This window comes from Peptostreptococcus sp. (genome assembly GCF_036639115.1).
GTDB lineage: Bacteria > Bacillota > Clostridia > Peptostreptococcales > Peptostreptococcaceae > Peptostreptococcus.
Map to the genome: position 1 here is coordinate 12981 of NZ_JAVWJH010000004.1, position 14572 is coordinate 27552.

Genomic DNA, 14572 nt, shown 5'->3' on the forward strand with positions numbered 1-14572 from the left:
TGTAAAAGTGTAAAAGTGTAAAAGTGTAAAAGTGTAAAAGTGTAAAAGTGTAAAAGTGTAAAAATGTAAAAATGTAAAAATGTAAAAATGTAAAATACAGACATGTAAAACAATATTTAAGTAATGTCTTTAATTATAAGTCTCATAAAAGAAAGATTGATAGCTAAAAATATAGAATGATGTTATCAGTAAGATTGAAAAAAAATAATTTAAATGATATTCTTAGATATGAAGATAAATTGATTGAAAAGTTATGTAATTACTAATTATATAAAATAAAGACAATCTAGATGTTATTGTATGTTATGAAGGGAAAAATATGAAAAAAATAAAGGGAGTAATATTCGATGTTGATGGAGTAATATTTGATACCGAAAGAATTTCATCAGAGTTTTGGACAAAGACTATGAAAAAGCATGGACATCATATGGATAATGAAATATATTCACAAGTAATGGGAAGGAATGCAGAAGGTGTAATCAGTGGTCTAGAAGAAATTTACAAAGATCCTAGCATAGATTTTAGAGCTATCTCAAAAGAAAAAGTATCAGACATGGTTGAGTATCTAGATAGTGGGGATATACCAGTAAAGACAGGTGTGTTTGAAATAATAAATTATCTAGAAAAAAACGGATATAAAAAAGCAGTTGCAACGTCCACTAGAAAAAAAAGAGCCAAGAGAAGATTGGAAAAAGAGGGTATATATGAACATATGGAGGCATTTATGTATGGTGATGAGGTAACTCACTCAAAGCCTGATCCAGAAATATTTCTAAGGGCAGCAAAAAAGATAAATTTAAAGCCAGAAGAGTGTCTAGTAATAGAAGATTCTCCTGCAGGGGTTGAGGCTGCTAGAAGAGGTGGGTTTGTATGTATCAACGTAGTAGATATGAAACAGCCTACCGAAGATATGAAAAGAGATACAGTGGCAATATATGATGATCTCTTGGGAGTAATAGAATGGTTGGAAGAAAATAATAAATAGATAAAGTATAGGAGGAAAATTATGAAAAGATTGGGATTTATAGGCGTAGGAAATATGGGTACAGCTATGTTAGGTGGTGTAATATCATCTAAAATACTAGCAAGAAAGGATATAATGGCATCAGCAAGAAGTCAGTCTACTATAGATCAAGTATCCTCTGAGTTTGGAATTAATACAAGCTTAAGTTCAAAGGAAGTAGCAATATTTTCGGATGTAATAATTTTGGCAGTAAAACCAAATATGATAGGAAGAGTTCTAGATGATGTTACGGAAGGAATAGATAGCAAAATGTTAGTAATATCTGTAGCAGCAGGCGTGACAATAGATGAAATAGAAGATAGAATTGGAGATGATAAAAAAATTATAAGAGCCATGCCAAATACTCCTGCACTTGTAGGTGAGGCAATGTCATCACTATCTCCAAATTCAAATGTAACACAAAAAGATATTGAAGATGCTAAGGAAATATTTGACTCATTTGGAAAAACGCAAGTAGTAGAGGAATCTATGATAGATGCTGTTATAGGTGTAAGCGGATCTTCACCAGCATATGTATTTATGATTATAGAGGCTATGGCAGATGCAGCAGTAGTAAGTGGAATGAGTAGAAAACAAGCTTATGAATTTGCGGCTCAGTCTGTATATGGAGCAGCTAAGATGGTTCTAGAAACCAAGAAACATCCTGGTGAATTGAAAGATATGGTATGCTCTCCAGGAGGAACAACAATTAAGGCTGTAGATGTTTTGGAAGAAAATGGTCTTAGGGGTGTGGTAATGAAGGGACAATTGGCTTGTGTTGAAGCATCAAAAGAGATGACTAAACAGAAATAGGTGATATACTTATGAAAATAATGATTGTAGAAGACGATGAAATAATAGCAAAGTCTATGAAAAAAGAGCTGAAACATTGGGGATATGAAGTTCATTGTGTTGATAACTTAAGTGAGGTAATGTCTGAATTTAGAGATTTTAATCCACAGTTAGTGCTTTTAGATATTATGCTTCCATATTTTAATGGGTATTACTGGTGTCAAGAAATAAGAAAGTTTTCTAATGTACCAATAATATTTATATCTTCTAAGAGTGAGAACATGGATATTGTAATGGCTATGCAGTTTGGTGGAGATGATTATATTACAAAACCTATAAATATGGATGTAACAATAGCAAAGATACAAGCTCTCCTTAGAAGAAGTTATAACTTTACAAATGAGATAAATTTTGTGGGGTTTGGAAAGGTTCAATTGTTTCTAGCAGAAGCCAAAATAAAATATGAAGATAGAGAAATAACTCTTACAAGAACGGAAATGTTAATAGCAGAGGCTTTATTTAGAGATCAAGGAGCTGTTGCCTCAAGAGAAAAAATCATGGACAAGTGTTGGCAAAGTGACAATTTTATAGATGACAATACCTTGGCTGTCAACATAGCAAGGTTTAGAAAAAAATTGGCTTCAATAAATTTAGATGGTTTCATTCAGACAAAAAAGGGTGTGGGATATTATCTAAATAAGGAAGGAGCTTGGTTTGAGTAGGTTTGTAGAAGTATTGAAAAAAGAATTGAAATATATTTCGGCAACTATATTTTCGATGTTGGTATTTTGGCTTATATTTATTATGGCAGATTTGGATAGAAGCTATCTGTATTTGGGCTTTCAAATTATACTACTGACACTTGCAGTATATATACTCGTTTCTTATTTTATGTATAAGAAAGAACTGAGTTCAAAAGAAAAGCTAGAAGAATTTGAACTAGAAAATACTGCATTAAAAAATAAAATAATAGAAAATAAGAGATATACTCAAGAGTATTTTTTGATGTGGATACATCAAATAAAAACACCAATTACGGCAGCTAATTTATTGATAGACATTGATGAAATTGATAAATCAGCAATAAAAAAACAACTTTTTTATATAGAAGATTATACTAATATGGCCCTTACTTTTCTCAAAATATCTGATCCAGAAGCAGATATGGATATTGCAAAAGTTAAACTAGACGAAATAATAAGGCCAATACTGAAAAAGTATTCTATAATATTTATATCTAATAGAATTACCCTTGAATATGAAGATATAGAAGATGAAGTATTAACTGATTCAAAATGGTTGAGCATACTAATAGAGCAGATAATATCAAATGCTATTAAGTATTCTGTCGGTGGTAAGGTGTCTATAATGTATCATAGAGGAAGAAACTCCCTTGAAATAAAGGATACAGGTATAGGCATTAGGTCAGAGGACATTCCTAAGATATTTGATAGAGGTTACTCTGGATTTAATGGTAGATTAAATCAAAAATCTAGTGGAATAGGTCTATTTCTGGCAAAAGAAATTTCATCGAAACTATCTATTAAAATAGATGTCAAATCGGTATTAAGTGAGGGAAGTTCTTTTTTTATAAACTTTGGAAGAAAAGATATAAATATAAAACTGTAAAATATATTTATTTTTATAGTTTGCTACTAGATATTTAAATATTTGATTTGAATCAGTGATATAAAATATAAAAAAATACCAGTAATATAGTTAAGGGGACTAATCTTTCAGTTTTGTAAGGTTAATCCCCTTTTTGTAATATAAAATAAATGCAGCCTTTTTAAATAATTGATAGAATGTAATTAAGATAAAACAAAGAAGAAAATATGGAGGTAAACAATGAATATATTACAAGTGAAAAATCTAAAGAAAATATATGGGAAAAATGGAGCAATGACAGAAGCCCTATCAAATATTAATTTTAGCGTAGAAAAAGGTGAGTTTATAGCAATAATGGGTGAATCTGGTAGTGGCAAAACAACTCTTTTGAATATGGTTTCTACTCTGGATAGACCGACAGAAGGAAATGTAATAATTAATGAAAAAGATATAACTACTCTTAAGGAAAGTCAAATAGCAAGGTTTAGAAGAAGTGAGTTGGGATTTGTTTTCCAAGATTTCAATTTATTGGATAGCTTTTCTAATAGAGATAATATATATCTGCCTCTTGTTCTTTCTGATGTAAATTATAAGGAAATGGACAAAAGGATAGATGAGATAAAAGGAATACTAGGTATAGAAGGGATATTAGAAAAGTATCCCTATGAAGTATCTGGTGGGCAAAAGCAAAGAGTAGCAATAGCAAGAGCGATAATAACAAAGCCAAGTATATTACTTGCTGATGAGCCTACTGGAGCATTAGACTCTTCATCATCGCAAAATATTATGGAACTATTTGAATCAATAAATAAAAATGGTCAGACGGTATTGATGGTTACACATTCTCTGAGAAGTGCAGCATATGCAAAGAGAGTTATGTTTATAAAAGATGGCATAGTTTTTCATGAAATATACAGAGCTAAGGATGAAAGTATAAATGATTTTATGGAAAAAATCTCACAAGCACAATCTGTACTAAATAGAAGGGATGTGTAAAACATGGGCACTAAATTAGCAAGTAAATTTGCCTTAAAAAATATGAAGGCAAATAAAATATTTGTTATACCCTTCATACTTTCAAGCAGTATAATGATAGCACTCTTTAATATAATGATATGTCTTTCTCAGAATGAGTATGTAAAAACGAGACATCAATCTTTGCCAATACTTATGAATTTTGGTGTAGTAATAATAGGAATATTTTCTTTTATTTTCATATTATATGCAAATAGGTTTTTGGTGAAGAGGAGAAATAAAGAGTTTGCCTTGTATGCAATTTTGGGATTAGAAAAAAAGCATATTAGAAAAATAATATTTATTGAACAGACGATAATATTTGTAATAACAACGTTAATAAGTATAATAGGCGGCTTTGTTTTAGGTAAGTTTATGTTTTTAATGGTGAATAAACTGATAGATAGTGGCTCAGCAAAGCTTTCTAACTATCCATTTTCTACATATGGTTTAGTAATTACATTGGTATATATTTTACTGATATTTATAGTAGTATATCTATTAAATATTAAAAATATAAGTAAGTCATCTCCAATGGAACTACTTTCAAAGCAGTATAAAGGAGACACTGAACCGAAATCAAAGTTGCTTTTAACTATTGTGGGACTAGCTTTATTAGCTGGGGGATATTTTTTAGCTCTTTATACAGAAGGAACTCTAAAAAGTTTGGGAATATTCTTTGTAGCTTCACTTTTGGTAATATTTGCTACTTATTTCTTATTCATATCATTTAGCATAGTCGTATTAAAGATTATGAAAAAAAATAAAAAGAATTATTATAAGGATAAAAATTTTATATCTATATCAGGAATGATGTATAGAATGAAGGGGAATGCTCTAGGACTTGCCAGTATAGCAGTGCTTTGCACGGGTGTAATTATCACTCTGTCAGCGACTCTGACAATATATAAAAATATGGACTCTATAATATACACTACTATGAATAGAGAATATACTATGGAGCCATATAAAGGTGCTACAGTCTATGATAGCAAAGAAGATGTAGCTAATAAAGTAGCAAAATCTGAAAAAATAGTGAAAGAAAACCTAGAAAAAGATGAGAAAGTAAGCAAAATATATTCAAAAGAAGAGATGATGACTTTTGTATATAAGGATGGAGATAGCGTTGTATCCACAGACTCAACAAGTTCAGAGGGCAAACTATCGTGCTATATAATAGTTTCTACATTGGATTCTTATAATCAGGAAATGGGGCAAAATATCAAGCTAAGAGATAATCAGGTATTGATTGCTGCAAACAATAAGAATATGATTAAGGGAATGGGAAGAATAAACTTGATGGGCAAGGCCTATGATATGGAAGTAAAAGATATGGATATACCAGGAAATATTGCGGTAGAGTCATATAAAATAATAGTTCCATCATATGAACAGTTAGTAGAGATGGCAAACTTCTATAAGGTAAAGGATATTGACACTGGGAAGTGGAATCCGTCTCAGATAAATTTATATACTGCTTGGAATGTAGAAAATTCATCTAAGGATTATTTTAAAAATCTTGAGAAAAATATTCCAAATAAAGAGGTATTTGTAAAATCGCAAGCAGATCTTGCTCAATTTATATATCAGTTAAATGGAGGATTTTTATTCCTAGGTATTATGATAGGTCTAATATTCTTAATTGGTACGATATTAATCACTTATTACAAGCAAGTATCAGAAGGATACGAAGATAGAAAACAATATCAGATAATGAAAAAGGTTGGTTTGCCTGATAAATTGATCAAAAAGACAGCCGAAACTCAGATAGTTTGGATGTTTTTCATACCGCTGATAGTTGCCTTAATTCACTCTTTGGTAGCATCCAAAATAGTATATCAATTGTTAGGACTGTTTGGTGTATATGGATACTATAAATATGGAATAAATATTGCATTAGTAATTGGATTGTTTGCAGTGATATATTTATTGATATTCAAGATAACATCTAATATATATTACAAGATAGTAAAATAAATTTATAGTATATATTAATCTTAAAGAATGATTTAAAAATTTGCAAACAAGAAGATATAAAGAAGAGTGCTTAGAATTTGCAAACAAGAAGATGCAAATAAGAGTGACTTGAAATTTACAAACGATAAGCTATAAAGTGTAATATTGCGCTTTATAAAAAATTCAAAATTTACGACAAAGAAAAAAGGAATTCCAAAAAGCGTGGGGCTGGAATTCCTTTTTTTGTATCTCAAATTAAGAAATACATATATTATTTTAAAATTGTTTGGCTTATGTAAAAGTATTTTATATAAGGTATAAAAATACTAGTAAGAAGTGCGATAGAGAACCAAGCATAGTAAAAATATGAAAAATATCATGGAAATTCCAATTTTTAAAGTTTGGTTTTTTAATTGCATATATAACTCCACCGATAGTATAAAGAACACCTCCGAGTACTAATAGGAAAAATGCTGGTGCAACTAAGTTTAGATATAGATCTTTGATTACAAATAAAGCAACCCAACCCATACCAATATATAAAGCAGTTGATAGAACTCTAGGCATATTAATCCAAAATACCTTTAAAGTAATTCCCGAAATAGCAATTATCCAAAGTATAATAAATACTGGTACACCTATTTTCTTGGGCAATACATAAAGACAAAATGGAGAATAAGAACCAGCTATCAATATATATATCATAGAATGATCGACTTTTTTCATAACAGCAATTGCTTTTTCTTTAGTAGAACTAATTGCATGGTAGATACCACTAGTAAAATATAGAAGTATCATGGAAACGCCAAAAATAATACTTGAAACAAATAACATTGTATTTACATTTCCAATTACAAGCTGCTTGGCAACTAATAATATTAAAGCAATAACAGACAGTCCTCCTGCAAGTAAATGCGTTATAGAACTGATTGGATCTCTTAGTACATTCATTTTCCCACCTCGTTTTAACAAATACAGTAAGTAGTATCAAATACTACTTATGAAGTAAGTATATATCTTTTTGAAGAAAATATCAAGTAAATACTCAAAAAAAATATAAAAAATATGTATTGGAATGCACAAAAAAATATAACGTAAAGCTTCAATACATGGTATAATAAGTGTTTGTTAACAAATTGTATGAAAATATATAAAGAATAGATGTTATAATATACAAGTACGGTCGAAATCTGAAAGTATAGATCTTGTCCTCAAATATCTAAAGAAATAAAATTATAAGTATGATTTGGAGATGATAAAATGTATGATATAAAAGAAATAATATATAACTTATTAGAAAAAGAAGAGATTAAAATAGAAGAAATACCAAATATATATCTTTATATGGATCAAGTACTAAGTCTGTTTGATGAAAAGTTTCCATATAATGAAAATGAACAAAAACTGACAAAAACGATGATCAATAACTATTCAAAAGGTGGTATTATACAGCCAGCGGTCAAGAAAAAATATAATAAAGAACATATATTAATGATTTTGATTACATGTATGCTCAAGAGGAATTTAAGTCTATCAGAAATAAAACAAGTCGTGGATGAATCTGTAGATAAGGTGGATAACTTAAATGAAAAGTCTAAAAAGACAGCTAAAAATACAGATAAGTCTGTGGATAAAAATAAGCAGATAGATGAAAAGGATAGCTCTCTTGAAACTGATGAGAATATTAATAAAGAAGATGCTTTCAAACAAATTCAGGAAAACAAAGAAAAGCTGGATATAGAGGAAATATATGAAAAATTCATATCAAAAAAAGATATTATGCATGAAATAGTCAATGAACATCTAGATGATATGATTGCTTCATTGCGAAGAGATGATATAATAGATAATGAAAATAAACTTTTGGATGTATTGATGCTTTGTTATTGTTCCAATATATTAAGTGAGACAGCAAGAGCAATTATAAGAGGGGAAGACGAATGATAAAAGAAGTAATAGTAGTAGAGGGAAGAGATGATATAACAGCTGTAAAAAGAGCACTTGATTGTGAGCTTATTGCAACTGGAGGATTTGGATTTCCTAAGGGAGTAATGGAGAGAATAAAGACAGCACAAGCAAAAAAAGGAGTAATAATATTTACAGATCCTGACTTTGCAGGTGAAAAGATAAGAAAGACAATTTCAGCGCAGATTCCAGAGTGTAAGCATGCATTTTTACCAAGAGAAGAAGCTATAAAAGATGGAGATATAGGGATAGAAAATGCCAGTCCAGAGAGTATTTTGGCAGCTTTAGAAAAGGTAAGGACAGAAACTAAGGATGAAAGAAATGAATTCTCACAGAAAGATCTTGTAAGGCATGGATTGTTGGGTGGAGAAAAATCTTCAGAAAAAAGAGACTTAGTCGGTCGAATACTAGGAATAGGCTATGGAAATGCAAAACAATTTTTAAATAGATTAAATCACTACGGAGTGACAAGAGAAGAGTTTGAATCTGCCGTAGAAAAAGTATGTGTATAATTGGAAGGAAACTAAATGGATAAAAGACTTTCGTCGCATGTAGCGACTATGGAGATAGTTAAGAAACATAAATTTAAATTTACAAAATCTTTAGGGCAAAATTTCCTGATAGATGATGATATAATAGATGAAATTGTAGAAGGTGCAAATGCAGGTGAAGGCGACAAAATAATAGAAGTTGGACCTGGAATTGGTACTTTAACTAGAGAATTGGCAAGTAAAGTAGATAAGCTAATGGCAGTTGAGATTGACAGAAATCTAATACCAATATTAAAAGAAACATTAAAGGATTATGAAAATGTATCAGTAGTAAATGAAGATATTATGAAAGCAGATGTAAAAGCATTAATAGACGAACATCTAGATGGTGGCCCTGTAAAGCTTGTAGCAAACCTTCCATATTACATTACTACACCTATAATTATGAAATTTTTGGAAGAAAATATAAATGTGACTGATATAGTAATAATGGTTCAAAAAGAAGTTGCTGAAAGAATGAATGCAGATCCTGGTTGCAAGGCCTTTGGAGCATTATCAGTAGCAGTCCAATATTATTGTGATACAGAAATAATAACAAATGTACCTAGACATTTATTTGTTCCAAAACCAAATGTGGATTCAGTTGTCATTGGATTGAGAGTTAGACCGGAGAAAAAGTACAAGGTAGAAAATGAAGAAATATTTTTTAAAACAGTTAAGGCAGCTTTTGGCCAAAGAAGAAAAACTCTATTAAATTCTCTTACTAGTATGGGTATACTTGAAAAACCCGTAGTTGGTGAAGCTTTGAAAGAGGCTGATATTGATGAAAAAAGAAGAGGAGAAACTCTTAGTCTTTATGAATTTGCAAGATTATCAGACTGTATAAATAGAAAAATAGAAGGGATGAATCATGGGCAATAATGGAAAAAAGAAACTAAATAAATCTGCAATAATTATAATTGCGATAATAGTATTCTTTCTTCTATATTTTATTTCCTTCAAGCTGGCTAGAGGATATCTAGTTAAACATGGTAGTAATAATACTACTAATGTAATGAATGTAGAAAATGACGGTGAAAAAACTGAAGTTCAAAAAGAAATAGAGATGAAAAAGGCTCAAGAAAATAAAAAAGGATCCCTTGAGAGATTTAAGGAAAGTAAAAAAATGTATATCTCTGATGATGAGGTAGACAATATCAAGGTTGAAGGTGAAACTTTGGAAGCATTTAAAAGAGCTATGAGTAACTTTGTAGTAGTAAGAGGTGTGAATGAAGAATTTCATCCAAGTAATAAGGGTAAAACAAATAATAATGTTACATTTGAGACGGATTTCAACTATTTTCAGGTAACAGCAGGAAATAAGAAGGAATACTATAAGATACCTGTATCGGATAAAGAAGATTTTAGAAATATGTATAGAAGAATGATATATACATCTGTAGATTTTATTACCAATGGAGATAAAATAGGAGAGATGAAACTGTATCATAATAATGAAGAAAAAAAAGTATGGCCATGGAAAAAGAAAGAGCTAATACATAAGATTCTATACAAAAGAGAAGTTGGAAAAATTCAACCAGAAAAAGAGTTTAGTAAGTCAAAACAAAACTATACAATAAAAATAAAAAAATCTGGTGTCAATATCTCTATACAAACAATGGGAAAAGATTTTATAAAAGTACATTGTGGCGATAATACAGCTTATTATGAAGTGTATACCGATTTGTATGACTATCTAAATAAGGATGTATTTAAAAAATAATGAAAACAATAAAAGAGTGTAGATTGTGTAAACAATCAACACTCTTTTTTTAACTATTGATATCTCCATATACATATCTTGAGGCAATGTCCAACATGTACTTTGGCATTCCTAGCTTTTTTGCTATATGTAGAGCACAGCTTTCTCCTGATTTTCCAAGCTCTATTCTATAAAGAGGGTTTAGATTTTCTCTGTCAAATGCCATTCTAGCATTGATAATCTCTTCATGTTTGTCTGCATAATCCTTGATTTCAGGGTAGTGTGTAGTAACCAAAAATAGTGAATTTTTTCTTCTCAACTCTTCTAAAATAGAAATTGCAATTCCCATTCCTTCTGTAGGATCTGTGCCAGAACCTAATTCATCAAATATTACAAGACTGTTTTCATCGACATTTTTTATTATGTCTAAAACATTTTTTATATGTGATGAGAAAGTTGATAGATTTTTCTTGATATCCTGATTATCACCTATATCACAGTATATTTTAGTATTAAAGGCAATATCAGCTTTTTCTGCTGGTACATGTAATCCATAGTTTGCCATATTACTACATAGTGCGATAGTTTTTATTGCGACTGTTTTACCACCTGTATTTGGACCAGTGATAATAATACCTCTATATCCACGTCCAATTGAATAGTTTAGAGGTACACAATTTTCTTTGATAGATGGATGTCTTGCTTTTTCAATATTTATATATCTTTCATCGTTAATTTTAGCTTCAGATGCATTCATATCAATACTTAGCTTTGCCTTTGCAAATATAAAGTCTAGAGTTGAAATTATATTAATATTTTCAAGTAAAGCCAATCTAAACTCAGATATATCATTCATCAAGATGTTTATTATATTTGCCTCTTCTGTATACTGATCCAATTTAGCCTGAAAATAGTCCTCATAAATCTTGGTAACGGCTTTTGGTTCTATAAAAATAGTATTTCCAGTAGATGACTTTGAAATTTTCATACCAGAAATTTTGTGTTGATATTCTTTTTTAACAGGTACGCACCATCTTCCATCTCTATTTACAATAAAGTTTTCAGAAGCATACTTTTTATTTTTATCAAGAGTATTCTGAGCATTGATCTTTAGCTGAGGTTCTAACTTTCGAATTTTTTTTCTTAGTTTGAAAAGCTTGCTAGAAGCTTCATCTACAATGCGCCCACTCTTAATGCAACGATCGATATCATTATGTACATATTCTGGATAAATAAGCTGTTCTTGGTATTCAGTGAAATTCACATTATACTTTAAACCTTTATTTAAATATTCTTTTAGCTGTTTGACTGATCTTAAAAAATCACCGATATCTTGTATTTCATGTGCTTCCATTAATTTTCCTGATTCACATTTATCTATTAAGTCTCTAGTTTTTATCATAAGAGCTAGTGGTGGCTTCCCTATATTTTCAATCATTTCTCTTGCCTTAGTAACATTATTTAATTGATGTAATAGATCTTCTTTATTTTCATATGGCTTCATAGTATCTATTTTATTCTTTGCTTCTATAGTCAATGCGAATTCTTTAAGTGAGGATCTCACTTCTTCAAATCCTATTAATTCTAATGTTTTATTCATTTTTTATCCTTTCTTCTTTACTTAGCCATCAATTTTTAATTAAATATGTGACTAAGTATTCATTTTAAAATTTTTATTTATTTCTTTTTCAATAAAATACAGATGTTTTTCTGTAAGTTTAACCAACAAATCAATTTCTTGATCGCTAAGGTTTTCTGCAGCAGATATTTCTGATTCAAGCAAAAGATCAACTGTTTCTTTTGCCAATTCCTTTCCTTTTTCTGTCAGATATATATTCTTTATCTTTTTATTTTCTTTAGAGACTTCAAGATATACTAGGTCGTCTTTTAATAAACTTTGTACCACCGAATTTACTGTTTGCTTTGGAAGAAAAAGACTATCAGAAATAAATTTCTGCGTGCAAATTTGTTTTTGATTCAATGTATAGAGTATTAGCATCTTATTATAAGAAAGTCCTAAATGGCTGGCCAGCCTTTGGTAGAGTAAATTATAATTTCTATATAAAGCATCAATCTGTTCTAGTTTTTTAGATATCTTACCTGGCATCATTCACCGACCTTTCAATATAGTCCGACTTGGGACTATTCTTATAGTATATTAAAAAAAGATAAATGTCAATAAAAATATATGAAATCATATAAAGATAATAAACTAATAAAAAAATAGAATAATATGAGGGCATAAATAAAAAAATATAATAAGGGTATAAAGAAATAAATAAAAAGAGAAAAGAAAAATAGTCTAAAAAACATAATAAGATACGTAAAAAATAATAATTTAAAAGTATAGTATTATTTTTATGCATGATAATAATATATATACTGATAATTTTTTTATAAATGGTATATACTGTAATTACTAGAAAAATAAAAAGAAAAGGTTGGTGGTTATTTTGAAACTAGAATTAAAAAGAGAGTCAATTTGGAAAAATATTGATAAGGAAGAGCATAAGGAAATCTTTGAGTATGCAAAAAGATATAAAGGCTTCCTAGATAAGTCTAAAACAGAAAGAGAAGCTACAGACTTTATAATAGAAAAAGCAAAAAGTAAAGGATTTATATCACTTGAAGAAGCTATTAAAAAAGAAATAAAGGAAGGCGATAAAATATATTTAAATAATAAAAATAAATCAGCAGTATTGATGGTTGTAGGAGAAGACCTAGAAAAGGGAATGAATATAGTGGGATCTCATATTGATTGCCCAAGACTAGATCTTAAGCCCAACCCCCTATATGAAGATTGTGAGTTGGCAATGTTTAAGACTCATTACTATGGAGGAATAAGAAAGTATCAGTGGCCTACAATACAGCTTGCTCTTCATGGTTTTGTAATTAATTCAAAAGGAGAAAAAATCAATATAAATATAGGTGAAGATGAAGATGATCCTGTATTTTTTATAAATGATTTACTACCACATTTAGGTGCAGATCAAAATAAAAAGACTCTAGGTGCTGGAGTAGATGCTGAGAGTTTAAACATAGTTGTAGGGCATTCTTCTTATAGGATAAAAGATGACAAAAATCCTATAAAAATGATGGTTCTTGAAATATTAAAAGAAAAATATAATATGATTGAGGAAGATTTTGCAGTTGCAGAGATTGAGGCAGTTCCAGCAGCAAAGGCAAGAGATGTAGGATTTGATAGAGCAATGATAGCAGCTCACGGACATGATGATAGGATATGTTCATATGCAAATCTAGAGGCGATTTTGGAAGTGGAAGATCCTAAAATTACAGCAGTTGGTTTATTTGTAGATAAAGAAGAAATAGGATCTGTAGGAAATACCTCTATGTCAGCAAAGTACTTTGAAAACTTTGTAGCTGAAGTATTGGCTACAATGAATGATTATTCTGATATTAAACTAAGAAGGGCAATGGCAAATTCTAAGGTTCTATCTGCGGATGTAACTGCAGCGATTGATCCAAATCACAAGGGTGTAATGGATGAAAAAAATGCGTCAATTTCAGGATATGGAATTACAATGTCAAAATATACTGGAGCAAGAGGAAAATCTGGTTGTAACGATGCAAATGCTGAATTCCTTGCAGAGATCAGAGATATCTTCAAAGAAAATAATGTAATCTGGCAGACAGGTGAACTAGGTAAAGTAGACCAAGGTGGTGGTGGAACGATCGCATATATTCTTGCTGAATACGGAATGGAAGTAGTAGATATGGGAACACCAATGCTTTCGATGCATGCACCAGTTGAGCTGGCATCGAAGGCAGATGCTTACATGACAAAAAAAGCATATAAAGCATTCTTAAGATAATTGTAAAGGGATGTATCTTGTATATATGAAAAATTGCATGAAAAAGTAGAGATAGACTAAGTGGAGAGTATTCGAATCAGAAAGCAAATACTTATAGTAGGCAAAGTATATCAAAAGTTTGTTTGAAAATAATTATATTCAAAATAATTAGCTGTAGAAAGTGTACTAT

General features: G+C 30.0%; 14 protein-coding genes. 11 read left to right on the plus strand and 3 right to left on the minus strand.

Going from position 1 to position 14572, the window contains the following annotated elements; translation table 11 throughout:
• The first annotated feature begins 319 nt into the window (after positions 1–319).
• The 6 genes from RR561_RS05865 to RR561_RS05890 all read left to right on the plus strand — a co-directional run bounded on the left by RR561_RS05865 (position 320) and on the right by RR561_RS05890 (position 6394).
• Positions 320–985: an HAD family hydrolase gene (locus RR561_RS05865; protein ID WP_332506620.1), complete on the plus strand. Its 666-nt coding sequence runs from the start codon at positions 320–322 to the stop codon at positions 983–985.
• 21 nt (positions 986–1006) lie between these two features.
• Complete coding sequence (proC, locus tag RR561_RS05870) at positions 1007–1816, plus strand: pyrroline-5-carboxylate reductase (protein ID WP_332506621.1); 810 nt, start codon at positions 1007–1009, stop codon at positions 1814–1816.
• 11 nt (positions 1817–1827) lie between these two features.
• The gene (locus tag RR561_RS05875) at positions 1828–2517 is read left to right on the plus strand and encodes a response regulator transcription factor (protein WP_332506622.1); all 690 of its coding nucleotides are present in this window, start codon (positions 1828–1830) and stop codon (positions 2515–2517) included.
• Complete coding sequence (locus RR561_RS05880) at positions 2510–3424, plus strand: sensor histidine kinase (RefSeq protein WP_332506623.1); 915 nt, start codon at positions 2510–2512, stop codon at positions 3422–3424. The genes RR561_RS05875 and RR561_RS05880 overlap by 8 nt, the downstream gene beginning before the upstream one ends.
• Before the next feature lie 219 nt (positions 3425–3643).
• Positions 3644–4399, plus strand: coding sequence for an ABC transporter ATP-binding protein (locus RR561_RS05885; protein ID WP_332506624.1), 756 nt, complete (start codon positions 3644–3646; stop codon positions 4397–4399).
• Positions 4400–4402: 3 nt separating this feature from the next.
• The gene (locus RR561_RS05890; RefSeq protein ID WP_332506625.1) at positions 4403–6394 is read left to right on the plus strand and encodes an ABC transporter permease; all 1992 of its coding nucleotides are present in this window, start codon (positions 4403–4405) and stop codon (positions 6392–6394) included.
• 285 nt (positions 6395–6679) lie between these two features.
• Here the strand turns inward: RR561_RS05890 and trhA are convergent, their stop codons facing one another.
• Positions 6680–7324: a PAQR family membrane homeostasis protein TrhA gene (gene trhA, locus RR561_RS05895; protein ID WP_332506626.1), complete on the minus strand. Its 645-nt coding sequence runs from the start codon at positions 7322–7324 to the stop codon at positions 6680–6682.
• A 309-nt stretch (positions 7325–7633) separates the two neighbouring features.
• On the opposite strand from trhA, the gene RR561_RS05900 reads away from it, so the two are divergent.
• From RR561_RS05900 to RR561_RS05915, 4 genes are read left to right on the plus strand one after another with little or no spacing between them, the layout of a single operon-like run.
• On the plus strand, positions 7634–8317 hold the full coding sequence (locus RR561_RS05900; protein WP_332506627.1) for a DUF1836 domain-containing protein: 684 nt from the start codon (positions 7634–7636) through the stop codon (positions 8315–8317).
• Positions 8314–8850 carry a ribonuclease M5 gene (rnmV, locus tag RR561_RS05905; RefSeq protein ID WP_332506628.1) on the plus strand — a complete coding sequence of 179 codons (537 nt, stop codon included), beginning with the start codon at positions 8314–8316 and terminating at the stop codon, positions 8848–8850. The genes RR561_RS05900 and rnmV overlap by 4 nt, the downstream gene beginning before the upstream one ends.
• A 15-nt stretch (positions 8851–8865) precedes the next feature.
• Positions 8866–9750, plus strand: coding sequence for a 16S rRNA (adenine(1518)-N(6)/adenine(1519)-N(6))-dimethyltransferase RsmA (gene rsmA / locus RR561_RS05910; RefSeq protein WP_332506629.1), 885 nt, complete (start codon positions 8866–8868; stop codon positions 9748–9750).
• On the plus strand, positions 9740–10591 hold the full coding sequence (locus RR561_RS05915; protein ID WP_332506630.1) for a hypothetical protein: 852 nt from the start codon (positions 9740–9742) through the stop codon (positions 10589–10591). Before rsmA ends, RR561_RS05915 begins: the two co-directional genes overlap by 11 nt.
• Before the next feature lie 49 nt (positions 10592–10640).
• Here the strand turns inward: RR561_RS05915 and RR561_RS05920 are convergent, their stop codons facing one another.
• Both RR561_RS05920 and RR561_RS05925 read right to left on the minus strand, forming a co-directional pair.
• Positions 10641–12170 (minus strand): endonuclease MutS2, encoded by a 1530-nt coding sequence (locus RR561_RS05920; protein WP_332506631.1) that lies wholly within the window; start codon positions 12168–12170, stop codon positions 10641–10643.
• Between the two features lie 51 nt (positions 12171–12221).
• Entirely contained in the window at positions 12222–12680 is a 459-nt protein-coding gene (locus RR561_RS05925) for a MarR family winged helix-turn-helix transcriptional regulator (RefSeq protein ID WP_332506632.1), read from the minus strand.
• Between the two features lie 343 nt (positions 12681–13023).
• Between RR561_RS05925 and RR561_RS05930 the strand changes: the two genes are divergently transcribed.
• The gene (locus RR561_RS05930; protein ID WP_332506633.1) at positions 13024–14403 is read left to right on the plus strand and encodes an aminopeptidase; all 1380 of its coding nucleotides are present in this window, start codon (positions 13024–13026) and stop codon (positions 14401–14403) included.
• Positions 14404–14572: the final 169 nt, after the last annotated feature.

Bases quoted from the DNA above. Each gene is read 5' to 3' on its own strand.
- RR561_RS05885 (WP_332506624.1), top strand. From the start codon at position 3,644: ATGAATATATTACAAGTGAAAAATCTAAAGAAAATATATGGGAAAAAT.
- RR561_RS05900 (WP_332506627.1), top strand. From the start codon at position 7,634: ATGTATGATATAAAAGAAATAATATATAACTTATTAGAAAAAGAAGAG.
- rsmA (WP_332506629.1), top strand. From the start codon at position 8,866: ATGGATAAAAGACTTTCGTCGCATGTAGCGACTATGGAGATAGTTAAG.
- RR561_RS05925 (WP_332506632.1), bottom strand. From the start codon at position 12,680: ATGATGCCAGGTAAGATATCTAAAAAACTAGAACAGATTGATGCTTTA.
- RR561_RS05865 (WP_332506620.1), top strand. From the start codon at position 320: ATGAAAAAAATAAAGGGAGTAATATTCGATGTTGATGGAGTAATATTT.
- RR561_RS05875 (WP_332506622.1), top strand. From the start codon at position 1,828: ATGAAAATAATGATTGTAGAAGACGATGAAATAATAGCAAAGTCTATG.
- RR561_RS05920 (WP_332506631.1), bottom strand. From the start codon at position 12,170: ATGAATAAAACATTAGAATTAATAGGATTTGAAGAAGTGAGATCCTCA.
- rnmV (WP_332506628.1), top strand. From the start codon at position 8,314: ATGATAAAAGAAGTAATAGTAGTAGAGGGAAGAGATGATATAACAGCT.
- trhA (WP_332506626.1), bottom strand. From the start codon at position 7,324: ATGAATGTACTAAGAGATCCAATCAGTTCTATAACGCATTTACTTGCA.
- RR561_RS05915 (WP_332506630.1), top strand. From the start codon at position 9,740: ATGGGCAATAATGGAAAAAAGAAACTAAATAAATCTGCAATAATTATA.
- proC (WP_332506621.1), top strand. From the start codon at position 1,007: ATGAAAAGATTGGGATTTATAGGCGTAGGAAATATGGGTACAGCTATG.
- RR561_RS05890 (WP_332506625.1), top strand. From the start codon at position 4,403: ATGGGCACTAAATTAGCAAGTAAATTTGCCTTAAAAAATATGAAGGCA.